The sequence below is a fragment of the Rothia nasisuis genome (assembly GCF_928381405.1).
Taxonomy (GTDB): domain Bacteria; phylum Actinomycetota; class Actinomycetes; order Actinomycetales; family Micrococcaceae; genus Rothia; species Rothia nasisuis.
This window is the reverse complement of sequence record NZ_CAKMSB010000002.1, coordinates 67,827-91,485: the sequence shown is the minus strand read 5'-3', so window position 1 is coordinate 91,485 and position 23,659 is coordinate 67,827. Positions and strand designations below refer to the sequence as shown.

At 56.7% G+C, this 23,659-nt stretch carries 20 protein-coding genes; 16 read left to right on the top strand and 4 right to left on the bottom strand.

The features are described from left to right. The first annotated feature begins 212 nt into the window (after window positions 1–212). From leuS to holA, 6 genes are all read left to right on the top strand, one after another. Entirely contained in the window at window positions 213–2,651 is a 2,439-nt protein-coding gene (gene leuS / locus L6966_RS01905) for a leucine--tRNA ligase (protein ID WP_237224051.1), read from the top strand. 92 nt (window positions 2,652–2,743) lie between these two features. After that, window positions 2,744–3,673, top strand: coding sequence for a DegV family protein (locus L6966_RS01900; protein WP_237223902.1), 930 nt, complete (start codon window positions 2,744–2,746; stop codon window positions 3,671–3,673). Between the two features lie 368 nt (window positions 3,674–4,041). Next, window positions 4,042–4,890, top strand: coding sequence for a helix-hairpin-helix domain-containing protein (locus tag L6966_RS01895; protein ID WP_237223901.1), 849 nt, complete (start codon window positions 4,042–4,044; stop codon window positions 4,888–4,890). Then, window positions 4,887–6,509 (top strand): ComEC/Rec2 family competence protein, encoded by a 1,623-nt coding sequence (locus L6966_RS01890; RefSeq protein ID WP_237223900.1) that lies wholly within the window; start codon window positions 4,887–4,889, stop codon window positions 6,507–6,509. Before L6966_RS01895 ends, L6966_RS01890 begins: the two co-directional genes overlap by 4 nt. Then, a complete protein-coding gene (locus L6966_RS01885) occupies window positions 6,506–7,471 on the top strand; it encodes a ComEC/Rec2 family competence protein (protein WP_180377804.1) in 966 nt (321 codons plus the stop codon). The genes L6966_RS01890 and L6966_RS01885 overlap by 4 nt, the downstream gene beginning before the upstream one ends. Before the next feature lie 53 nt (window positions 7,472–7,524). Next, on the top strand, window positions 7,525–8,535 hold the full coding sequence (holA, locus tag L6966_RS01880) for a DNA polymerase III subunit delta (RefSeq protein ID WP_237232788.1): 1,011 nt from the start codon (window positions 7,525–7,527) through the stop codon (window positions 8,533–8,535). An 87-nt stretch (window positions 8,536–8,622) separates the two neighbouring features. Here holA and rpsT read toward each other — a convergent pair whose 3' ends face one another. Beyond that, window positions 8,623–8,886 (bottom strand): 30S ribosomal protein S20, encoded by a 264-nt coding sequence (gene rpsT / locus L6966_RS01875; RefSeq protein WP_083091062.1) that lies wholly within the window; start codon window positions 8,884–8,886, stop codon window positions 8,623–8,625. Between the two features lie 189 nt (window positions 8,887–9,075). After that, on the bottom strand, window positions 9,076–9,759 hold the full coding sequence (locus L6966_RS01870; RefSeq protein WP_083091061.1) for a type II toxin-antitoxin system PemK/MazF family toxin: 684 nt from the start codon (window positions 9,757–9,759) through the stop codon (window positions 9,076–9,078). A gap of 156 nt (window positions 9,760–9,915) precedes the next feature. Between L6966_RS01870 and lepA the strand changes: the two genes are divergently transcribed. Both lepA and hemW read left to right on the top strand, forming a co-directional pair. Next, window positions 9,916–11,772 (top strand): translation elongation factor 4, encoded by a 1,857-nt coding sequence (gene lepA / locus L6966_RS01865; RefSeq protein WP_083091060.1) that lies wholly within the window; start codon window positions 9,916–9,918, stop codon window positions 11,770–11,772. After that, the gene (hemW, locus tag L6966_RS01860) at window positions 11,772–13,019 is read left to right on the top strand and encodes a radical SAM family heme chaperone HemW (RefSeq protein WP_237232787.1); all 1,248 of its coding nucleotides are present in this window, start codon (window positions 11,772–11,774) and stop codon (window positions 13,017–13,019) included. Before lepA ends, hemW begins: the two co-directional genes overlap by 1 nt. A gap of 87 nt (window positions 13,020–13,106) precedes the next feature. Here the strand turns inward: hemW and L6966_RS01855 are convergent, their stop codons facing one another. Together L6966_RS01855 and L6966_RS01850 are read right to left on the bottom strand one after the other, a co-directional pair. Continuing rightward, window positions 13,107–13,529: a DUF4870 domain-containing protein gene (locus L6966_RS01855; RefSeq protein WP_237224913.1), complete on the bottom strand. Its 423-nt coding sequence runs from the start codon at window positions 13,527–13,529 to the stop codon at window positions 13,107–13,109. Between the two features lie 174 nt (window positions 13,530–13,703). Further along, complete coding sequence (locus tag L6966_RS01850; RefSeq protein WP_237232786.1) at window positions 13,704–14,564, bottom strand: DUF3097 family protein; 861 nt, start codon at window positions 14,562–14,564, stop codon at window positions 13,704–13,706. 177 nt (window positions 14,565–14,741) lie between these two features. On the opposite strand from L6966_RS01850, the gene hrcA reads away from it, so the two are divergent. The 8 genes from hrcA to L6966_RS01810 all read left to right on the top strand — a co-directional run bounded on the left by hrcA (window position 14,742) and on the right by L6966_RS01810 (window position 23,579). Further along, window positions 14,742–15,737 carry a heat-inducible transcriptional repressor HrcA gene (hrcA, locus tag L6966_RS01845; protein ID WP_237232785.1) on the top strand — a complete coding sequence of 332 codons (996 nt, stop codon included), beginning with the start codon at window positions 14,742–14,744 and terminating at the stop codon, window positions 15,735–15,737. Window positions 15,738–15,786: 49 nt separating this feature from the next. Further along, a complete protein-coding gene (gene dnaJ, locus L6966_RS01840; protein ID WP_237232784.1) occupies window positions 15,787–16,914 on the top strand; it encodes a molecular chaperone DnaJ in 1,128 nt (375 codons plus the stop codon). 5 nt (window positions 16,915–16,919) lie between these two features. Continuing rightward, entirely contained in the window at window positions 16,920–17,681 is a 762-nt protein-coding gene (locus L6966_RS01835; protein ID WP_237232783.1) for a 16S rRNA (uracil(1498)-N(3))-methyltransferase, read from the top strand. 180 nt (window positions 17,682–17,861) lie between these two features. Continuing rightward, the gene (locus L6966_RS01830) at window positions 17,862–18,959 is read left to right on the top strand and encodes a PhoH family protein (protein WP_237224918.1); all 1,098 of its coding nucleotides are present in this window, start codon (window positions 17,862–17,864) and stop codon (window positions 18,957–18,959) included. 5 nt (window positions 18,960–18,964) lie between these two features. Continuing rightward, the gene (gene ybeY, locus L6966_RS01825) at window positions 18,965–19,471 is read left to right on the top strand and encodes an rRNA maturation RNase YbeY (RefSeq protein ID WP_083091053.1); all 507 of its coding nucleotides are present in this window, start codon (window positions 18,965–18,967) and stop codon (window positions 19,469–19,471) included. A 5-nt stretch (window positions 19,472–19,476) separates the two neighbouring features. Next, window positions 19,477–20,769 carry a hemolysin family protein gene (locus L6966_RS01820; protein WP_237224919.1) on the top strand — a complete coding sequence of 431 codons (1,293 nt, stop codon included), beginning with the start codon at window positions 19,477–19,479 and terminating at the stop codon, window positions 20,767–20,769. Window positions 20,770–20,922: 153 nt separating this feature from the next. Beyond that, window positions 20,923–22,005: a GTPase Era gene (locus L6966_RS01815; protein WP_237224920.1), complete on the top strand. Its 1,083-nt coding sequence runs from the start codon at window positions 20,923–20,925 to the stop codon at window positions 22,003–22,005. A 104-nt stretch (window positions 22,006–22,109) separates the two neighbouring features. Continuing rightward, complete coding sequence (locus tag L6966_RS01810; protein WP_237232782.1) at window positions 22,110–23,579, top strand: LCP family protein; 1,470 nt, start codon at window positions 22,110–22,112, stop codon at window positions 23,577–23,579. Window positions 23,580–23,659: the final 80 nt, after the last annotated feature.

The window sequence follows — 23,659 nt, the reverse complement described above, 5'->3', positions numbered from 1 at the left end:
GTACCGCCTTGACCCGCTAGCTCTCCGCCAGCCCAAGCGGCCATCGGGCGCAGTCAGGCTAGGCACGGTACACTAGAGAACAAACCATTGACAGTTTTGACTTTTGCGCGCCCAAAAACCGGGCTACAGCAAAACCGCAACAGACAGGAAACACCGTGACTGGTCAGGTAGAGCCTACCGAACAGAACGAAACCACCTGGGACTTTTCAGCTATGGAAGCCAAATGGCAGCCCTACTGGGAAGAGACCAAGGTCTTCGAACCCACCAACGAAGAAGGTAGGGAGACCCGCTACGTAGCGGACATGTTCCCCTACCCCTCAGGTGATCTACACATGGGCCACGCCGAAGCTTTCGCTATCGGCGACGTTATTGCCCGTTTCTGGAAGCAGAAGGGGTTTAATGTGTTGCACCCCATCGGCTGGGACTCCTTCGGTCTACCCGCGGAAAACGCAGCAATCAAAAACAATACCCACCCGAAAGAGTGGACCTACAAAAACATCGCAACCCAGGCGGACTCATTCAAACGGTACGGCATCATGGTCGATTGGTCACGCCGCTTGCACACTTCAGACCCTGAGTACTACAGGTGGACCCAGTGGCTCTTTCAGCAGTTCTATAAGAAGGGTCTGGCCTATCGTAAGTACTCCCAGGTCAACTGGTGCCCCAAAGATCAGACCGTTCTCGCTAACGAGCAGGTCGTCAACGGAGCCTGCGAGCGTTGCGGCACTACCGTCACTAAAAAGTCACTGAACCAGTGGTACTTCAAAATCACCGACTATGCCCAGGAGCTACTGGATGACATGAAGGAGCTGGAGGGCCACTGGCCCGACCGTGTTCTGGCTATGCAGCGTAACTGGATTGGTCGTTCCGAGGGTGCAGAAGTAACCTTTCAGGTTGAAGCTACTGAGGAAAAGCCCGCAACCACCGTGGACGTCTTCACCACCCGCCCCGATACCCTCTACGGCGCTACTTTCTTTATTGTCGCGGCTGACGCTAATCTGGCCCTTGAGCTGGTGACCGATGAGCAACGTGAAGCCCTCGAGGCCTACCGTGAAGAGATTAAGGTTCTCTCGGACATCGACCGCCAGTCCACCGACCGCGAGAAGACCGGCGTCTTCCTGGGCCGTTACGCCATTAACCCGCTGACCGGGGCCAAGCTGCCCCTGTGGGCCTCCGACTACGCCCTGGCCGACTACGGCACCGGTGCCCTCATGGCAGTTCCCGCCCACGACCAGCGCGACCTTGACTTTGCCCGTACCTTCGATATTCCCGTCATCACTGTTGTTGATACCGGCGAAGGCGACCCCGCCGAAACCGGCGTGGCAACCACCGGCGACGGCCTGCATATCAACTCCGGCCCCCTTAACGGCCTCAACAAAACCGAAGCCATCACCAAGGTGGTTGGCATACTCGAAGAAAAAGGTATTGGAACCGGTAAGGTCAACTACCGCCTGCGCGACTGGCTCCTTTCCCGCCAGCGTTTCTGGGGTTGCCCCATTCCCGTCATTCACTGCGAAGAACACGGCGAACAGCTGGTGCCCGAGGACCAGCTGCCCGTGCTGTTGCCCGATAACCTTTCCGGTGAGGATTTAGCTCCCAGGGGCCAATCACCCCTTGCTGCAACCACCGAGTGGAACACCGTTCCCTGCCCCGTCTGCGGCAGAGACGCTCAGCGTGACTCAGATACCATGGACACCTTCGTGGACTCCTCCTGGTACTTTATGCGCTACGTCTCGCCCCATGATGACCGGGAAATCTTCGACCCTGCACAGATGAAAAAGTGGAACCAGGTCGACATGTATGTCGGTGGCGTTGAGCACGCAATTTTGCACCTGCTGTACGCTCGCTTTTTCACCAAAGTGATTCGTGACCTGGGTCTGATTGAGCACTCCGAGCCCTTTAAGGCCTTGATGAATCAGGGGCAGGTGCTGAATCAGGGCAAGGCTATGTCTAAGTCTCTAGGTAATGGTGTTGATCTCGGCCAGCAGCTTGATGAGTTCGGTGTTGACGCTATCCGCACCGTAATGGTGTTTGCCTCCCCGCCTGAGGACGACGTTGACTGGGCAGATGTTTCCCCAGCGGGTATGCAGAAGTTCCTGGCCCGCGCCTGGCGCGTAGCCAATGACGTTACCAGTCAGGTGGGTGCGGACGGGGCAACCGGCGACGCGACCCTGCACAAACTGGTACACCGCACTATTCATGATGTTGATTCACTGGTTGAAAACGGCAAGTTCAACGTTGCTGTTGCCAGAACCATGGAACTAGTCAACGCCACCCGAAAGGCTATTGATTCAGGTACAGGTTCAGCAGACCCTGCCGTGCGAGAAGCGGCCGAGGCTATCGCCATTTTGCTTTCCCTTTACGCCCCCTACACTGCTGAGGACGCCTGGCACCTGCTCGGTCACGATACTCCGGTGCTCACCGCAGGCTGGCCCAACGTAGACCCCGCTCAGCTGATTGACGATACCGTCACCGCCATCGTTCAGGTCAGGGGCAAGGTTAAGGATCGTTTGGAGGTAGCCAAAGATATTTCCGAGGCCGACCTTGAGACTCTGGCCCTGGAATCTGAGGCCGTGCAGCGTGCCCTGGGGGGCGCAGATATCCTCAAAGTTATTGTGCGAGCACCCAAACTGGTGAATATCGTTATCTAAATCCCCAGGGGTAAGGAATAATAGGGTGCCCCACCGAGAAATCGGTGGGGCACCCTATCTTTAGGAGCTGTCATACGGGTAAGGTGAGCTTTTTGGCCTGTACAGTTGATAGGGTGCGTTCATTAGCTTTGGTCACCGATTCTTCGGCCGCCATACCAGCTGCCCTCGTTGCATCACTTAAAGCTGAGGGTGGTTTTGCTGTTGCCCACCTTCCGGTTACGGTTGGGGGCCGTCACCTTGATACTCTGTCTGCTGACCAGCTTGATGAAGCTATCGCCATGGCTCACGTGCAGGGCCAGCAGGTGACGACCTCGGGGGCGTCACCTGGGCAGTTTGTTGATCTCTACGAGCAGCTAGCTGAGCAGGGTTATAGCGGCGTTGTATCTATGCACTTATCAGGGCAGCTTTCGGGTACCTGTGACGCTGCCCGGGTGGCAGCCAATATGGTCGATATTCCTGTGGCCGTGGTTGATTCTTTGAACCTGGCGATGGGGCTGGGGGAGCCGGTGGTACGCCTGCACCGCTTGCTGGCCCACGAGAATAATCTTGAGAAAGCTATCGCTCTGGCTGAGGAGCTCTGCGCTACCACTGACCTTTACTTCTTTATCCCTACCCTGGACGCGCTGAAACGGGGTGGGCGGGTTAGCCCGGCTCTAGCTATGGTGGGGCAAATGTTCCAGATTCGACCGGTGGCTACGGTGCTTGACGGTCGTTTACATTACATTGAGCGCCCGCGTACTACGGCAAAGGCCATAGAACGCCTGGTTGCTATTACTCAAAAGGCTTGTGCCTCCCGATACGGGGAGCTACCCTTGGATGCACCCTTAGAACACAGGGACGCTCCGGCTTTGCTCCAGCGCGCTGGGCAGGTTGTCGCCATTCATTACTCAGGCAACTACAAGCAGGCCCAGAAGCTCAAGCAAGACCTTGGCCCCATCGCTCACGATGCCCAGCTCACTCCGCTACCAGCCGTTCTTTCGGCTCATGCCGGTTTAGGGGCCTTAGCTACTGTTATTTTTTAGCGCTATCAGTTGTACCTCTCCGCTAACAAGGGGTGTGGACAAGTCCGTCATAGACGTGTCATTACTGCACCGATATGGCCCTGATTACGGGGCTAACCACTGTTATAGCGCGGGGCCACTTATCCACAACCGGGTTTAAGCTCGCGCTGGTAGCTTTAGAGTCCTACCCTGAGGGCATGAAGCACCGTCAGCCTACTACCTCATATGACTCGCTCCCTCGTTCAGGGGCTGTTTCGCCCCCTGGGCTGAGCCAGCAGCTTGACTATTTGCTGGCTAGTCGGGGGCCCCAAAGAGCAGCCTCGCAAGAGCAGGAAGACGGGCCTTTAGCCGAAGCTAGCTCACGCAAGAGTGAAGAGACATCCTCAGGCGTGTCCACGACAGCTGTTGCGGGGAGTAAATCTGGCTCACCACGGCACCGCGCTCTACTGGAGCGGGCTCTCGAGGCTACACCTAAGCACACTAACAAGTCTTTAGCCGATCCTCACCGCTCCGTGACCCGCTGGCAGGTGCCGACCGGGGCACTCATCGTCCTTGTGGTTATATTGGCAGGTGTGCTGGCCTGGCCCCTACTGACAGGAGGCTTTGGTGCAGGTGGAACAGTGCCTGGGTCAGCAGGTAGCCAGCAGACCCTGCCAATACCGGCTCCCTCTACCGAGGGGGATGGCACTCAGTTTATGGGTGGTTCAGATGGTGGGCAGGAGGCCGATCGATCACCGGTTACCGCCCCTGTGTCAGCTTCGGCCTTGGGGTCTCCACCCCCGGTAATCGTTGTACACATCACCGGAGCAGTAGTTAGCCCCGGCGTGTACGAAGTGCCTGCAGGTAGCAGGCTCCACCAGGCCGTTGAGGCTGCCGGTGGGCCGCTGCCTGAGGCCAACACCGGAGCTATCAACCTGGCCGGTCAGGTTGAGGACGGCACCCAGGTATACATTCCTGTACAGGGTGAAGACACCACAAATCTGTCTCAGAACCCTGGGCGGGTTCAGTCAGGTGCTGCAACCGCCCCTCAGAATCAGGGTGCAGGCGGTATGGTGAATATCAACACAGCTACTGCCGAAGAGCTTCAAACCCTGCCTAAGGTTGGGCCTGTACTAGCCCAGGCTATTATTAGCTGGCGGGAGGAATACGGCGGTTTTACCAGCGTGGACGAGCTTGACCAGGTTTCAGGGATTGGGCCGGCAACCCTTGAGGCCCTGCGACCCCTGGTGACAGTATGAGCCCGCTAACGGGTCTCTCGTTTCGATGGAGAAAGGCCCATCACGCGCTGTTAAGGCGGTGGCACAGTGCTCAAGAAAAAGCTGAACACCGCCGCCTACAGCCCCGCCACTTAGATGCCCGTCTTCTCATTCCAGTAGGTTGTGCCTGGGTACTGACCTCCCTGTGGATTCTCTGCGGAGTGGTCAGCACCCTGATGGTGGTTATCTGTTTAGTTCTAGCTTGTGCTCTGGCCTGTAGTATTAGCCTTCTGCGACCGGCAGGTTCCCCCGAGTGGCTACGAACGCTGGCTCAGAATACGGTTTCTATTAGCCTCTTAGCTCTTCTACTCTGCTCCTTACAAGGAGTCAATATCACTGCTCGGGGCTACAGTAGCCAGTGGCAGACTCTCACCAACCTCAATGGGCAGGGAGTCCGTATCAAGGGTAGCGTGGTGGATTCTGAACTGGCACCTCTGGGTGGTCACCTCACCACGGTGAAAACAGAGGGTATCAGTCATCGAGGGCATGACTACAGTTTGACGGTGACGGTCCATGTCTATACAGATTCGCTAGTAACCCCCGGCACTCAGATATCTGGTACGGGAACCCTACAGGCCAGTGGAACCTACTATCGGCTCAAAGGGAATATTCATCTCGTAGCACCTCCTGACCGGGAGCCGGCTGCCTTCAGTCTTAAGCGCCAGGTCAGAGAAAATGCAGTCGCTCGAATCGGCCCTGACTCAGCAGGGCTTTTGCTGGGCATGGGCTATGGTGATGATTCCAGTTTGAGCCCCGAAGCTTTAACGTCGTTGCGTGCAGCTGGTCTAACCCATCTGACTGCTGTATCAGGCTCTAATATCACGCTTATTTTTGTGCTGATCTACCGTACCTTGTACCCACTGGTAAGTCGCAGAAGCATGCTCATTTTGTTTTCGCTCGCTGCTACCGGTGTGTATGCACTCTTGGTGGGCCCCGACGGCTCTGTGGTGAGAGCCTGGACCATGGGGGTGCTGGGGGCATTAGGTATGGTTCTGGGCCACGGTACCTACCGCACAGCCTTACTTGCCACCTGCGTTGTAGCCCTGGTCATTCTCTCGCCTCCGCTGGCTACCTCTTTTGGGTTTGTGCTCTCTGTGGTTGCCACCGCGTCACTTCTGATTCTTGCACCAGCTATTTCGCGCTTGTTCAGTCATAGGCTCCCTCTGCTTCTGTCCGACCTGGTTGCTATGCCTCTAGCGGCTTCACTCTGGTGCGCCCCGGTCGTCCTGCTTCTTTCAGATTCACTGTACCCCTACACTGTGCTCGCAAATGTACTGGCAGCACCCTGGGTTGCACCGGTCACCCTGTTCGGGCTGGCTGTGCTTGTAGCAACCGCGCTTGGGTTTCCCGAGGGTATGATTATGTTTCTCTGTGAGCTTGGTGCCCTGGGAGGCAGAGCGGTGCAGAGCGTCGCAGACTTTTGTTGGGGGCTACCCGCAAGCCAGCTAGCCTTACAGACTAATCCGGCTACCCTTACCGCTACTGGATTAGTTGTTGCGGGTCTCACTGTAGCTCTATTAATCTACGACCACCGAGTCAATGGTCAGAAGCACTATCGCAGACCTCAGCTGATGACGGTGCAGGGAGGGGAGTCCCTGTGAGATACCAGAAGCTACTTCGTAACCTGCTCCTAGCGGCCATAGGCCTGTTGCTGGTGCTACTACTGGCTCAACGGCAGGCGGGTAGCCAGCTTGTAGCGCCAACGACCTGGCAGTGGATCAGCTGTGATGTGGGGCAGGGGGATGCCCACCTTATCAGGACCGGGCCTGAATCTGCCTACCTGCTCGACACCGGTAATAACTACTCTGCTCTGACAGAGTGTCTCAGCTGGGCAGGTGTCAGAGAGCTCGATGCCATCGTACTCACTCATGCCCACAGCGATCACGACGGAGCTGTTCAGCACATCAGCCAGCGGTTCCCCTCAGCACCCGTTATGACCTCAGCCCACTACGATGGGCAACTGATGGGGGCTCTGCAACTGAGTCGAGACGGCAACCATCGCCGCATAGGGGGCACGGAAGAGCAGAGTTCTCAACAGCAGGGCCACAGCGGGCCCGGTCATAGCGGTAGCCCCCACGGTTACCCAGAGTCTGCTGATCAGGAATCCAACACCCACGGTACGGTGTTATGGCCACCGGCAGAACCCCAGCAGGTTCCAGGGAAAACTGGCTCGTCATCCCGAATTAACAATACCTCTCTGGTCATTTACTGGACGGTGAAACCTCGTGGCCCGGGGCAGCGCTCCCTCACCGTGCTCTCTACCGGTGACCTTGAGGCGGACGCTGCCCACCGTCTGCTCTCACTATCGGCCGGTGACCTTGAGGCTAACGTCCTGAAAATAGCCCATCACGGGTCAGCGAGTAGCGGAACAGACCTCATCACCGCTACCCAACCTGTTCTCACCCTGATTCCGGTCGGTAGGGATAACCCCCACGGCCACCCCCACCATGAGATCACCGATTACCTGGCCGAGCGGCAGTTGACCGCACTGCGAACCGACACCCACGGGCATATAGCTGTCACTTCTGGCCACCAGGGGCTCACTGTTGCGACCAGTCGCTGAACCTGCACAAGCTCCCAGAATCTGACAAGATAGGAGAGCATACAAGGAGGAACATGGCTCGCTCACCCCGCACTCGCTCAACCGGCTCCACCACCGGATGGCGCACCGTCACCCCAGCCCCGGTCGTCCTGCTCTATGGGCCCGAAGAATATTTTGTCTCCCGCGCCAGGCAGCGTCTACGCGGACTCTTTGCAGAAACTAACGGCACTTACGAGTTAACAACGCTCTCAGCTAAGGACTACCGAATAGGTCAGCTGGAGGTGGTCGCCAGCCCCTCCCTCTTTGACGAGCCCAAAATCATCGAAGTAGAAAACGTAGCTCAGATGAGTGAGGCCTTTCTTGCCGATGCCCTGACCTACCTGCAGGCACCACACGACTCAACCCTGATTATTCTGCACCATGCGGGGGGCAATCGGGGTAAAAAGCTCATCGACTCCATCAAAGCAAACAAGGCCTACCCGGTTGTCGAGTGTAAAGCCCTCAAAAACGAGCGCGACCGCCTGGACTTTGTCATCCATGAGTTCCGGGCAACCGGCCGCACCATTGATTCATCGGCAGCACAGGCTCTCGCTATGGCCTCAAGTGATATCGCTGAGCTAGCCTCAGCCGCCCGCCAACTCATCGCCGATGAACCCGGTAACATCACAGTTGATACCATCGACCGCTATTTTGGTGGCCGAACCGAAGTCACTGCCTTCAAAGTGGGCGATGCAGCGGCAGCCGGGAACCGCCGTGAGGCCATCAAGCTCCTGCGTCAGGCCCTTGATACCGGCAGCGACCCCATTCCTATACTGGGCGCTTTGGCTATGCGGATGCGCAACATCGCGCGAGTTTACGGGGTTCGGGGGAACGCACATCAGTTAGCGGGGGACCTCAAAATGGCTCCCTGGCAGATTGAAGCCGCCCAGCGAGATTCACGCCGCTTTGCACCGGCCGATCTAGCCCGCGTCCTTGCCCTTCTGGCAGATACAGACGCTCAGCTCAAAGGTGAGAACGTTGACTCGTTCTACCCGCTCGAAAAAGCTGTTTTAGCAATTTCTCAAGCAGCACGCGCCTCCTCATAGCCATAAAGCACAGCGCCCGCCCCTTAAGGGGCGGGCGCTGTGTCACTTCGCTCTTAGACACCGGCTAGAGGGGCCGGAAACCAGAACTTAGGAAAGCTTGTTAACGAGTACGGTCAGGCCGGACTTCTTGTTGGCTGCGTTCTTCTTGTGCAGTACACCTTTAGAAACAGCCTTGTCCAGCTTGCGGTTCGCAACACGAAGGGCGTCAGTTGCTGCCTCGACGTTTTGAGCTGCAACTGCCTCGTTGACCTTACGGATGGAGGTCTTGAGATCTGACTTGATTGCGTTGTTACGCAGACGAGCCTTTTCATTGGTGAGGATGCGCTTCTTCTGGGACTTGATGTTAGCCACGATTGAAAACTTTCTGTTTTTGTCTAATTGGTCGGTGAGGGCTACGCTGACCGGTTATCGACTGAGCGGCGTGGGGATGCCTATGGCAACCGGTTCAGCAGTGCCCGATGACCATCGGACACACAAACATTAACTGTACCAGCTAGTATCAAGATAAGAGCAGAGATATAGGCAACAATTTAGCTGGGATCAACGCTGTTGAAAGGCCTGGGCGATAGCATCAAAGATGGCTCGATCCATCACGGCCCCTTCGCGGCGAATCCCTCCCGGGTTCAGCTGGATGACACGGTCAAGTTTGACCTCGGAGTCTCGGCCTTCTTTGTCCCACACCCCGGAGCCGATATCGAGGTAGTTAGAGTCAGCCCCGCGACCTTCGGTGTGGTCCTTGCTGGTCAACATCAGGCCAAGCAGGTAGCTATCTGAACGGCCAACAATCAGCACAGGGCGATCCTTGCCCTGGCTATAGTCTTCTTCAAAGGGAACCCAGGCCCACACAATCTCACCGGGGTCGGCGTCCCCGTCAAGAGCGGGGGAGTAGTCGAAGGCTACAGAGCCAAAGTAGTCACCAGGGTAGCCACCGTTTTGCCAGCTACCGCTATCAGAGGAAGGCTGGGCTTCTCCATAGGGGCTACCGCTGGCGTACGGGTTAGAAGGAGGCGCTGGGCGGGCTGTTTCGGCAGGACGTTGTTGCTCGGCCTGGGTGCCAAAAGCACCAAAGTCCCCCTGTCCGTTGGAACGGGCTCCGGCGTCCCTGCCAGCCTGAGGCTCAGAGGTACGCGGCGAGGTTTGCTGGCCATTTTTCTTTTTCTGGTACTTGTTCCATTCCCGGTAGACTTTCTGGCCCAGATTGAGCGCCTGACTGATAGTTCTCATATTGATCTTCATGGTCACTAGAATAATCGCTTAGCCCCGGCGCGGGCACTGACACACACTGGCAAGAGTATGAGAAACTGGTTAATCGATTTCTACACCGTCTGAGACTTGGCAGATAGGTACTGCCTGTTGCTGTCGTGAAAGGACAACACCCACGTGTCACCCATGGCGACCAATCCGCCCAAACCTGCGGCGACTGACCCGTCTATCATCCGTAACTTCTGCATCATTGCGCACATTGACCACGGCAAGTCCACTCTGGCAGACCGCATGTTGCAGGCAACCGGTGTGGTAACTCCCCGCGAGATGAAGGCTCAGTACCTGGATCGTATGGATATTGAGCGTGAGCGGGGCATCACTATCAAGTCTCAGGCTGTGCGTATGCCCTGGGAAGTGGGCGGTGTCAACTACGCGCTGAACATGATAGATACCCCCGGTCACGTGGACTTCACCTATGAAGTTTCACGTTCGTTGGCTGCCTGTGAGGGTGCGCTGTTGCTGGTCGACGCTGCTCAGGGGATTGAGGCCCAGACCCTGGCCAATCTTTATCTGGCCATGGAAAATGATTTGACCATTATTCCGGTGCTCAACAAAATAGATCTCCCCGCTGCCCAGCCCGATAAGTATGCCGAAGAACTAGCCAATCTGATTGGAGTTGCCCCCGAGGACGTTCTGCGCGTGTCAGGTAAGACCGGCGAGGGGGTGCCCGAACTCCTTGACCGGATTGTTGAGTTGCTACCTGCCCCTGAGGGGCACGCCGATGCCCCCGCCCGCGCCATGATTTTTGACTCGGTCTACGATTCTTACCGCGGCGTTGTCACGTACGTTCGCGTGGTGGACGGTAAGCTACAGCCCCGCCAGAAGATTAAGATGATGTCGACCGGCGCTGAGCATGATTTGCTCGAAATTGGTGTGATTTCTCCGGAGCCCAGACCCACCGAAGGCCTGGGTGTGGGCGAGGTGGGCTACCTGATTACCGGTGTGAAGGACGTCCGCCTTTCCCGGGTGGGTGATACCGTTACCGGAGCCCATAGGCCCGCCGCCGAGGAGCTGGGCGGCTATGAGGACCCCAAGCCCATGGTTTTCTCGGGCCTCTTCCCCATTGACGGCTCTGACTACCCGGCCCTGCGCGATGCTCTCGATAAGCTCCAGCTTAACGATGCCGCGCTGATTTACGAGCCTGAAACTTCAGCAGCTCTGGGCTTTGGTTTCCGTTGCGGCTTTTTGGGCCTGTTGCACCTTGAGATTGTGCGCGAACGTCTGGAACGTGAGTTTAACCTCGACCTGATTTCTACGGCCCCCAACGTCATCTATGATGTTGTAGCCGAGGACGGCACCGCCCAGCGAGTGACCAACCCGTCTGAGTTCCCCGAGGGCAAGGTCGCCACCATCCGTGAACCCATGGTGGCCTGTACCATCATTGCTCCCAACGAATTTGTGGGTGCCATTATGGAGCTGTGCCAGTCCCGTCGCGGCACCATGGGTGGCATGGACTACCTCTCCCAGGATCGCGTGGAGCTGCGCTATCGCCTGCCCCTGGCCGAAATTGTCTTTGACTTCTTCGACCAGCTCAAGTCCAAGACCCGCGGTTACGCCTCGCTGGACTGGAAGTTTGACGGTGAGGAAGAGGCTGATTTGGTTAAGGTCGATATCCTCTTGCAGGGCGAGAAGGTTGATGCCTTTTCGGCGATTACCCACCGCGATAAGGCCTACTCCTACGGCGTGATGATGACCGGTAAGCTGCGTGAGCTGATCCCTCGTCAGCAGTTCGAGGTGCCGATTCAGGCCGCTATAGGCTCCCGCATTATTGCTCGTGAAAACATCCGAGCCATGCGTAAGGACGTTCTGTCCAAGTGTTACGGTGGCGATATTTCGCGTAAGCGTAAGCTGCTAGAGAAGCAGAAGGAAGGTAAGAAGCGTATGAAGATGGTGGGTCGTGTTGAGGTTCCCCAGGAGGCCTTCATCGCTGCCCTGTCTTCGGGTGAAGAGTCTAAGGACAAGGGCAAGAAGTAATGCCAGCCCAGCCTCTGGGCGCTCCGGCTCCTTTGGACGGCAGAATCCCTCTTGATTCTGCCGTCTGCCTGTTAGAGCGCGATTTTTCTTTGTACGTGCACGTGCCCTTTTGTTCGGTGCGGTGTGGCTACTGTGATTTCAATACCTACGCTACCGAGGATTTCGGTAACGGCGTGGGCTTGGGTACCTATGCCCAGGACGCCATGGCCGAGCTTCGCTTTGCCCGGCGGGTATTGCGAGAGTCAGGGGCACCGAGTCGTAAGCTGTTTACGGTTTTTTTCGGGGGTGGTACCCCCACTAAACTGCCGGCTGTGGATTTGGTGAGCATTCTGCGTGAGGCTATAGACCTTTTTGGTCTTGAAGAAGGAGCTGAGGTGACGACAGAGGCCAATCCCGATTCTGTGACACGGGAGGATTTGTTCACGCTAAAGGCCGGTGGGTTTACCCGGGTGTCATTCGGTATGCAGTCGGTAGTTCCAGAAGTGCTTGAGGTGCTTGACCGCACCCATACGCCAGCCAATGTGCCCAAGGTGATTACATGGGCTCGGGAGGCTGGTCTTCAGGTTTCGGTTGACCTCATTTATGGGTCGCCGGGGGAGTCTCTGGCTCAGTGGGAACAGTCGCTACGAGCAGCGGTGTCTTACAACCCCGATCATATTTCGGCTTACTCCCTGATTGTTGAGGAGGGAACTAAACTGGCTGCCCAGATTCGCAGGGGCGACTATGAGATGCCCGATGAGGATTTGATGGCCGATATGTATCTGCTGGCTGAGCAGATTTTGACCGAGGCTGGCTACCGGTGGTACGAGGTTTCAAACTATTCTAAGACCCCACAGACTCGCTCGCGCCATAACTATGCCTACTGGCGCAACCAGGACTGGTGGGGCATTGGCCCCGGAGCCCATTCTCATGTGAATGGCACCCGCTGGTGGAACCTCAAGCACCCGGTTCCCTATGCCAGCCGGGTGCGGGAGGGGCTGAGCCCGGCTGCTGCCCGCGAAGTACTGAGCCCCGAAAGCAGACGGTTTGAAGACATTATGCTCATGGTTAGAGTCATTGACGGCCTGCCTATTGCCCGCCTGCTGGAGGGGGGCGATGAAAGTCAGATTGCGGCGTCCTTGGACTGGCTAGAGGCTCAGGGGCTCATTGATACTGATGCCCGCGTGGACGGCCGCGTGCAGCTAACCCTCCAAGGCAGGCTACTGGGGGATGCCGTGACCCGCGAGCTACTACCTGAGACAGACTAAAAACCTGTGCCGCAAATGTAGATTTTTAACGGTAGGGGGCCGGGCACGTATCCATACGTGCCCGGCCCCCTACCCAGGTTCTAGCTACTACTTTTTCATCTTGCGAGCGAGTAGCTTGGAGAACAGACGGGTATTCCCTCTGTATTGGTGGGGGTTGCTACGGCTTACCTTGATGCCAGCAATCAGAGCTGAGACTGCAAGATAGGTCCAGGTCAAAGCGGCGGTCAAACCGAAAAACCAGCCGACGGCCGGTAGGCTACTGAGCGCAATTGCCAGGGCAAGAACCAGAGTAGGTAGCAGGGTGAAATCGAGAGCTTCACGGGATTCCTGCTCAGTAAAGGGGCCGCGGCCGCGGTAAAGATAGTAAATAACGGCGGAAGGAATGCACCCCAGTACACCCCCAAAGTGGGCGACTGTCGCAATGTTACGGTCTGAGGTCACCGATAGGTGGGTGGCGGTTGCGGGGGATCCCTTGTATGCGGTCTGAGAAGGTGCTGTTGCGGTCTTCAAGAAAATTCTCTTTTTGGGGTTAAAAACAAGTGGTGTAAAACCGGAAGGCTCAAAGCCCACACCACACCAGTTTAGCTAAAGCCTAGGAGGCTGGGTATAGAGATAAACCAGTTTTGCGCATCTGAAGCACACGATGTTGGTCACACTGCCGGTCACATGTATCTCATCGGTGCACTAGCTCTCTGGTTCAAGGGTCACAAAGTCAATTAAATGCTCGACCGGACCGAGTAGGGCCGGTTCTAAATCGGTGTAAGTCGAGACTCTGCCAAGGATGCTGTCCCAGCCTGCACGTACGTCCTCAGGTGTGGCATGGGGGAGCCCCAATCGTTTAAGCACGCCCTGTTTCCACTCTTCGCTGCGGGGAACGGTTGGCCAGGCGGTAATGCCTATGGCGGAGGGCCTTACCGCCTGCCAAATATCGACAAAGGGGTGCCCAACAATCAGGACGTTATCAGCCACATCTGCTTGTGACATGGCCTGCTGCACGATACGGGACTCTTTTGATCCATCAACCAGGTGGTCAACCAAGATACCCAGCTTGCGGTGCGGGGCAGGGCCAAAGGCCGCAACCGCACCGGCCAGGTCATCCACACCGTGGAGCGGTTCGACTACAATGCCTTCAAGCCGCAGATCGTGCCCCCACACTTTTTCAAGTAGCTCAGCATCGTGGATGCCCTCAACCCAGATACGACTGGCTCGGGCGGTTCGTGCCGGGGCTGACTCCACCGCTATCGATCCTGAGCGAGAAACTTGTCGGGTAGCGGCAGATTGCGGTTTTGCGGCTGGGGGAACTAAGTCTATAGGCTGGCCTTCTAAGAGAAACCCAGGCCCTAAGGGAAAAGCCTTGATGCGCCCGTGGCGGTCTTCAAGGCCTACCTGCAGAGCTGCCCCGGCCGCACGCAGGCCGATTACCATTCCCACAAAACCGGTGGCAACGTCCTCAAGCACCATACCCCTAGCCACGGTAACCTGCCGTAGGGTAGAGCGGTGGGATCGCCCCAAATCAGTTTGGCCCCACGAGTCTCTATAGTCCACTGTTTCTCCTCACCCCATAGCGGTAGTTACCACGCTCTGTGACCTTAGCCGTGAGCGTACCAAGTTCTGATTCTAACCGACTCAGTATTAGAGTTAATCGGGTAACTTAGCACTCCCATCACAGCAGTGCTAACTGACTGAAACCAGCTCAAAGAATTGCAATGATTAGGAGGTGCCGTGAACCACCCCAGGCGATTGCAGGTACTCCAAGCCATTGTTGAAGAGTACGTACATACGCGTGAACCTGTCGGCTCTAAGACCCTCCTTGAACGGCACCAGCTCGGGGTTTCCAGCGCCACGGTGCGTAATGATATGGCCGCGCTTGAGGAACAGGGGCTAATCCAAGCACCCCACGCGAGTGCAGGGCGTGTGCCCACAGATAGGGGCTACCGACTTTTCGTTGATCAGATTTCTGCCCTACAGCCGCTTTCCCCGGCTGAAAAACGCGCTATTCATACGCTACTCGACAGCGCCGAATCAGTAGACGATATGATGAGAAACAGCGTTCGTTTGCTTTCAACGCTCACCCACCAGGTAGCTTTGGTGCAGTATCCGAACGGCCCACGAGCATCAGTGCGTCACATTGAACTTATCTCGCTCGCTACGTCAACCGTACTCCTGGTCCTCATAACCGACTCTGGTCAGGTCAGCCAGCGCACGGTTACTGCCGGGCACACCCCCGAAGATTTAGCTACTCTTCGTGCGCAACTTCTCGAGATCGCTGTGGGGCGGCCTCTTGAACAGCTGGTAGCAGGTGGATTGCACTCCACGGTGGAGCAGACACTGGCAGATGCCGTTATTGAAGCTTTGCTGGCCCTGGCTGCTGAGGCAGCATCGTCGCAGGTAGTCATCGCAGGCACGGCGTATCTGGCTGAGTCAACCATCGACTTCACCGGCTCCATCGCTCCGGTGCTTGATGCACTTGAAGAGCAGGTAGTACTTCTCAAACTACTCACCGACCTAGACCACGACGAACGCGGTTTTGCGGTATCTATTGGTTCTGAGAACCGGGATCGGTCACTGGCTGAAACCTCGGTGGTTGCCGCCAGCTATGGCCCCGGGGGCACGGCCCATGTGGGAGTGATGGGCCCTACCCGTATGGATTACCCCCGAACCGCTTCCAAGGTCAACGCTGTGGCTCGTTACCTCTCCAAAATTCTGGATCAGGCCTAGCCTATTAGCCCCTCAACCAGTTCAAAGAACACATCTGAAAGAGAACACTGTGAGCAACCACTACGAAACCCTGGGCGTTTCTCGCGACGCCAGCCCCGAAGAAATCAAAAAGGCCTACCGTAAGAAGGCTCGCCAGCTCCACCCAGATATTAACCCTTCGCAAGAGGCTGCTGAGGAGTTCAAACGGGTCTCCCTGGCACATGATGTTCTCTCTGACCCCGATAAGCGCCGTATCTACGACCAGACCGGCAACGAAAACGGTACGGCAGGCGGCTATGGAAGCGCCGGTGGCTTCAGCGGCGGGTTTGGTGGCTTCCAAGATATCTTCGATACCTTCTTCAATACTTCACCGCGCGGCCCCCAATCTCGCGTACGCCAGGGGCAGGACGCGCTGATCAACGTCCGTATTGACCTTAGGGATTCCGTGTTCGGCGCGAACAAGTCTATTACTGTCGATACTGCGGTGACCTGCGACCTCTGCCATGGCGAGGGTACTGCTGAGGGCACCCACCCCGAGACCTGCCAGACCTGCCAGGGGCAGGGCTACATGCAACGTCAGGTTCAGTCAATTCTGGGCACTGTTGTACAGCCCGTTGAGTGCCCTACCTGCCGTGGCTTTGGAACCGTCATCACGCATCCCTGCGCGGAGTGCTACGGCGAAGGTCGCGTACGCGAGCGCAAGCCGCTCACAATCAAGATTCCAGCCGGTGTCACCAATGGTGCCCGTATTAGGCTGGCAGGCCAGGGGGAGGCTGGTACGGCAGGTGGCCCCAACGGGGATCTCTATGTGGACTTGCGGGTGAACCCCGATCCCACCTTTAGTCGTGATGGTGACGACTTGGTTGCCACGGTTGGTGTCCCTATGACCGCAGCAGCGCTGGGCACTACCGTCACCCTAGATACCTTTGATGGCCCCCAGCAGGTGCAGATTCCTACCGGCACCCAAGCCGGTGACGTTATCACTCTTAAAGATTTGGGGGTCACCCACCTGCGCGGGGTCGGCCGCGGTGATTTGCGTGTTCAGGTTGAGGTGAGAACCCCTACTAACTTGAGCGATGAGCAGAAGGAGCTGCTAATGCAATTCTCCCAGCTCCGGGGTGAAGATCTGGAGGTGAGCGAGACCGTTACTCATAAGCAGGGCGGCTTTTTCTCACGTCTTAAGGACCATCTCAAGTAGGCCCTATGAGCAACCCTGTCTATTACATTGACCCAGCTGATTTTTCTGCCCTCGCTCCGGGCGTTGTCTACCAGCTCACCGGGGACGAGGGGCACCACGCCAAAACCGTCAAACGGGCAGAGCTCGGTGAGAACATTGATGTGGTGGATGGTCAGGGCAACCGGGCTGTCACGGTGGTTACCCACCTGGTGGGCGACGGCTTGGGGCTCACCGTACTCTCCCTCCAGCGGGAAGATGAGAACGTACAGGTTTATCTAGTACAGGCTCTGGCCAAAGGGGACCGCGATATTCAGGCTATCGAGATGGCAACCGAACTCGGGGCGCATGGAGTTGTTCCCTGGAGCGCTGATCGTTCTATCGTTCGGTGGAAGAAGGAACGGGCCGTAAAGGCCCACGCCAAGTGGCAAAATACGGTACGAGCTGCCGCTAAGCAGTCCCGCCGGTCTTTTCTACCGCAGGTCTACGAGGCGCATTCCACTCGCGACCTGGCAGCTTTGGCCCTGGAGCTGGGGTCCAGTGCTCTCTTTCTTGTGTTGCATGAGCAGGCTAGTTCCCGGCTGACCGCAGTTTTGAGTGAGCACCTGACCGAGACGGTGCGCGAGGTCTACTTTGTGGTGGGGCCTGAGGGTGGCATTAGCTCTCAGGAGCTTGAGCTTCTTGAGGACGTTGGTGCCCACACCGTCCTGCTGGGCAGTGAGGTGCTCCGTAGCTCAACTGCCGGTGCCGCCGCTCTTTCAGTCCTCAACGTATCTTTGGGCCGCTGGTAGGGCGGACGGGGTAGATAGCTCAAGGAGCGCCCGGTTGTCATGAGCTGAACAAAACCTGAACTTCTTAATCGCTGCCCGCTCAAACCGGTCCGGTGCCAAACTGTGGCAGGTAGAGTAGGGCTCAACAGTAGCCCACCCTTTTGATGACCAAGGAGCTCTGAACGCCCGCTCAAGGGCCTTATGACTACAGCACCTAGCGCTACCAGCCGCCCCCTCTCCGTCGCCCGAACCTTCTCGTTCAGGTCCACCGAAGAAATGGTCGCCGTTCTTGGCCCCCATGACGGCAATATCGCCCTCATTGAACAGGCTTTCCCCGGTCTGACCTTGCACCCTAAGGGCCTTGATGTGGTCGTTACTGGGCCATCAGAAGCGGTAACAACCATTCTGCGCCTGCTTGCTGAGCTGACCGTACTGGTGGAGAATGACACCCAGGTTACCTCTGAGGTTGTCAAGCGCATCATGGGGATGATGACGGATTCGCTCAGCCACCCCGCTACCGCTATCAGCCAGAACATTCTGAGTTCACGCGGCAAGAATATTCGCCCCAAGACCATTAATCAGAAAACCTATGTTGATGCGATTGATGCCAATACCGTGGTTTTCGGTATCGGTCCTGCAGGAACCGGTAAAACCTATCTGGCTATGGCTAAGGCTGTGCAGGCCCTGCAGGCCAAAGAGGTCAACCGTATTATTCTCACGCGACCTGCGGTTGAAGCAGGGGAGCGGCTGGGGTTTCTGCCCGGTTCTCTCAGCGAAAAGATTGACCCCTACCTGCGCCCTCTCTACGATGCTCTACACGACATGATGGATCCCGAGACCATCCCCAAACTCATGGAGACCGGCACGATTGAAGTAGCGCCCTTAGCCTATATGCGCGGCCGTACCCTCAACGATGCCTTCATTATTTTGGATGAAGCTCAGAACACCACGGTGGAGCAGATGAAGATGTTCCTGACCCGTCTGGGTTTTGGGTCCAAAATGGTGATTACCGGCGACATCACCCAGGTGGATCTCCCCGGCGGGCAGGCTTCGGGCCTCAAGCAGGTACGCAATATTCTTGACGGCCTAGACGATATTCATTTCTCCCTGCTGACCTCTGAGGACGTGGTGCGCCACTCTCTCGTCTCTGATATCGTCTCAGCCTATGATAAATGGGACGGGGCTAAGGCCTCCATGGAACGCCGCCGTAACCGCAAGGTCAAGCGTCAAACTATCGAGGCTGCTGCTGAGCGCCTGCTTGCACAATCAGGTATTGACATTGATAAAGAGAAATCCTAAAAACTATGAATCTGGAATTTGAGATTGAAGAGGTAGGCGCGGACGCTCCGCAGGAGGTCCGTGAATCCTTTGCAGCTGTCGATATTACGGTGCTCGAAAGCCTGGTCGCCCACGCTTTTGACCGGATGCATGTATCGCCCGAAACTGAACTCTCAATCAGCGTGGTGGGTATGAGCGAAATGGAGCGGCTTCACCTTGAATGGATGGGCTTGTCTGGGCCCACCGATGTGATGAGTTTTCCTATGGATGAGCTTGCACCGGGCACTCCCGCAGAACCGGCCACCGGCGTTTTGGGTGATATTGTGCTCTGCCCACCCGTTGCAGCCCGGCAGGGGGCTGAGGCTGGCCATTCGACCCTCGATGAGCTCTGTCTACTCACAACGCACGGTATTTTGCATTGCCTAGGTTACGATCACGCTACAGCCGAAGAGGAGGCTGAGATGTTCGCTATCCAGCGAAGTATTCTCGAAGAATTCCTAGGGCGCCCTGCACCCGTTGAGACGAGGCATTAGGCTCTATGGTAACGTCCTTTCTTCTTGCTGCTGCTGTTCTTGGACTGGTGCTTGTGGGCTACCTTTTCACAGCGGTCGAATCGTCCTATACCTACCTGCCCCGCTCTGAGGCCCAGGGACTGGCCGAGGAGTCGGGTAAAAAGAGCGTGCAGGTCATCCTGTCTGACCCCGAACCCTATTTCAGGTCTCTTCGCATCTGGCGTGTGCTAGCAGAGGTTTCTGCTGTGGTCTGTTTCTTTGTGATGATTCAGGGTCTTTTCAACCGAACCTGGGTGAGTGTACTGGTGACACTACTGGTGATGACCGCAATGGTTTTCGCCTTCTTTGGTGTGGCACCCCGCCTGGTGGGACGTACTAAGCACGTACAGGTGTTCTTGGCTATGGCCGGGGTGGTCTATGCTCTGGGTAGGCTAACCCGCCCTTTCTCCTCGGTGCTCACTGCTCTCTCTCGCAAGTTCAGCCCCCGTGATTCTGAGCGGGTGGTCGGTATTTTCACTGAGGATGAGATTCTCGAGTTTGTTGATCGAGCCAGTACTTCTGAGGCGATTGAGAACGATGAGGCCGAGATGGTTCAATCTATCTTCGAGCTTGACGAGACCCGTATACGCTCCGTGATGGTTCCTCGCATCGACATGGTGACAATCAACATTGATGAGCCCCTGGACGACGCGCTCTCGCTCTTTCTTCGGTCAGGTTATTCGCGTGTGCCGGTTCTGGGAGATTCCTTCGATGATGTGCGCGGCATACTCTATCTCAAGGACGCCGTCGCGGCCATTCGTGAGGTTCGCTCGGGCACTCTTACCCCGGCAATATCACACCTGATGCGCCCGGCTAGGTTCGAGCCCGAGTCTAAACGGGTCATGGATTTGCTCAAGGAGATGCAGCGAGAGTCTACACATGTGGCTATCGTGATTGATGAGTACGGTGGCACCGCTGGTCTGGTCACTCTTGAAGATCTCATCGAGGAGCTGGTCGGCGATATCTCAGATGAGTACGACCAAGAAAAACCCGAGATCACCATGCAGGAAGACGGAACGTTCAAGATTAGTTCCCGCCTCAGCATCTGGGAGCTAGGTGATCTCTTTGGCAGAGAGATTGATGACGAAGACGTCGATACAGTCGGGGGGCTACTCGCTAAGCATCTGGGTCGCGTCCCTATCATCGGTAGCGAGGTTGAGGTTGAGGGTATACACATTCGGGCGGTCGGTTCCCGCGGCCGCCGTAATAAGATTGGTACCCTGCATGTCTGGGCGCAGCCGCATGATGTGGCCGTTGGCGAACCGGCGCCTGACCGCTAGTATGCCGTGAGGTAGGCTGAGGTATCCTCTGCCTGTTTCGTCACATAGAGCCGCGAAGGGTGGGTAGGATGCGAGTTTTACCCAACGCTACAGTCAGCCAGCCTGTAAAGTGATGGCTAGAGAAATCGAGAGACCTACCCCAGGAGCTGCTGAGTGGATTTTGCGCCTTTTCCCGATGATTACACCGCTGGCTTTGCTGTGCTTGTTGGGCGCCCCAACGCCGGAAAGTCAACACTGACCAACGCGCTGGTCGGGCAGAAGGTAGCAATTACATCGAACCGTCCTCAGACGACCCGCCACACCATTCGCGGCATTGTGCACAGGGATGATTTTCAGCTGGTCCTTGTAGATACCCCAGGTTTGCACCGCCCCCGCACCCTTCTGGGTGAGCGTCTTAACGATTTGGTGGCCCAAACTCTCTCCGAGGTCGATGTTATTGGGTTCTGCATTCCTGCCGATGAGAAAATTGGCCCCGGGGACCGCTACATCGCGCAGCAACTTGCAGCCTCGGGTAATAAGCCCATCGTGGCGATTGTGACCAAGGCCGATACGGTGAGTCACGAGGCACTGGCCGAGCAGTTGCTTGCCGTTTCTGCCCTGGGCGATGAAATTATGAGCGCCGAGCGTGCTACTCGCGCTCAGCGCCGTGAACGGCTGGAGCGTAAAGCTCAGGGTCAAGAGCTCCCTTTCCGCAAGGGGAGCGGCCCCGCAGCGTCCAGGGCCAAAGGTACTCAGCAGACCCCAGCGGTCAGTGACGGGCGTGGTGGCTGGGCAGACATCATCCCCGTTTCTGCTGTGAAAGATTATCAGGTTGAAGAGGTAGCCCAGCTACTTGCCTCCCATCTGCCGACCTCTCCGCCGCTGTATCCCACCGGTGAACTCACTGACGAGCCAGAGGCAACCCTCGTGGCCGAACTGGTGCGCGAAGCAGCGCTTGAGGGCGTTCAGGACGAGCTACCCCACTCTGTGGCTGTGACAGTTGAGGAGATGGGACTACGCGAGGGCCGTAGCCAAGATAACCCCCTACTCGATATCCATGTGAATCTTTACGTAGAGCGTGATTCGCAAAAGGGCATCATTATCGGCAGGCGGGGTGCTCGTCTGAAGGAAATAGGACGAACCGCCCGTCAGAATATCGAGGCGTTGCTAGGAACCAAGGTTTTCCTTTCTATCCATGTCAAGGTAGCTAAGGACTGGCAGCGTGACCCCCGCGCTTTGGGAAAGTTAGGTTTCTAAACTTCTGCCCAGACCCCTCCCCATCAAATTTTCAGTTTCAGCACTACACTGACTATTTTGATACCCCACCCCCACAATCGTCACCGAAACGGAGATAAGCTGCTATGGCGACCATGGGTCAGCAACCCACCCCCACTTCGCTCACCGGTGTAGCGCCACTTGGCCGTCATATGAGCAACGAACCGCTCAAGTCTCGGCGTAACACCTGGATGGCACTGTCATTAGTCGCCCTGCTGGTTTTTGTGCTGGCACTTGGTGGCTTTGCCCTTCTCCGTTTACGTAGCAATGTGCAGACGGCTGAAATGAATATTGGTGAGCTCTCCTCAAACTTGGCGAGTGGGCCCTTAGATATTTTGGTGATTGGTTCTGACACACGCTCGGGAAGCAATAGCGCCTACGGCGATGCAGAAGATGCCGGAGCCCGCTCAGACGTGATGATGCTGGTTCAGGTCAGCCAAGACCGCTCAACGGTCAATGTGATTTCCTTCCCTCGCGACCTCATGGTCAGCATTCCTAAGTGCACAGACCCCGAGACCGGTGAGGTATACGAGGCTACGGACGACACTCAGATTAATGAATCCCTAGGCCGCGGTGGCCCCGGATGCACCGTGGCCACCATAAGCAATCTAACCGGTGTGGCCATTGACCACTTTATGCTGGTCGATTTCAACGCGGTTAAGGCACTTTCTACCGTGGTAGGGGGTGTTCAGGTATGCGTCACTGAGCCAATCGACGATACCTACAGCGGTCTCAAGCTACCTGCAGGGACCTCCACGGTTGAGGGGGAGCAGGCCCTCGCCTTCCTCCGCTCACGGCACGGCTTTGGCGACGGCTCTGATACTGCCCGTATTCAGGCCCAGCAGAGCTTCCTGGCTTCGCTTTTACGCAAGGTGCAGTCAGAAGGTACCCTCTCCAACCCGCGTATGCTTCTCAGTATTGCTGAGGCCATTACTCAGAACGCCACCGTAGATAAGGAATTGACCAACCTGGGTAACCTGGTGTCTATAGGTTCCATCTTCGCAACCGTAGATTTGGGCAGGGTTGTTTTTGCCACGGTGCCTAACGAGCCCTATGCCTATGACGAGAATAAGCTACAGCTTTCTGCTGAGGCTCAGACCTTCTTCTCAAAGCTTCAGAATGACCAGTCACTGGTGGATTCAGAAACACCCACGCCCAGTGAAACCACCCCTGAAACGAGCTCTGCCGCGGCCCTGTCTTACGACCTTGGGGTCAGCGTCACAGATGCCACCGGCGAGCAGGGTGTAGCTGACGAGTTGGTGTCAGCCCTTGAGGAGGCCGGTTTTACCAATGTGACGACCGCACAGGCGCAGGATACATATACGGCTTCAGAGATTTACTACCCCTACGGCTATGAGTCTGAGGCTCAGGCAATTGCTGATCTTTTCGGAATTACCAACCTCATCCCCTCTGACCAGTACGCGGGTGTCGCGGTGATACTTGGCTCTGATGTAGCCAAGGACGGCTCGGCTTCGGCTTCCAGCACAGAAATCGCCGGGGGAGCGAGCGGCCAAACCGCTGACCAGGTGACCTGTCAGCAGTCTTTCGGCTACTAAAAAATATTTCATCATATGGAAGGGGGCGGGCTAAAGCGTCCTGCCCCTTTTCCATCCGTGGTACCGTGAGTGTATGCGTG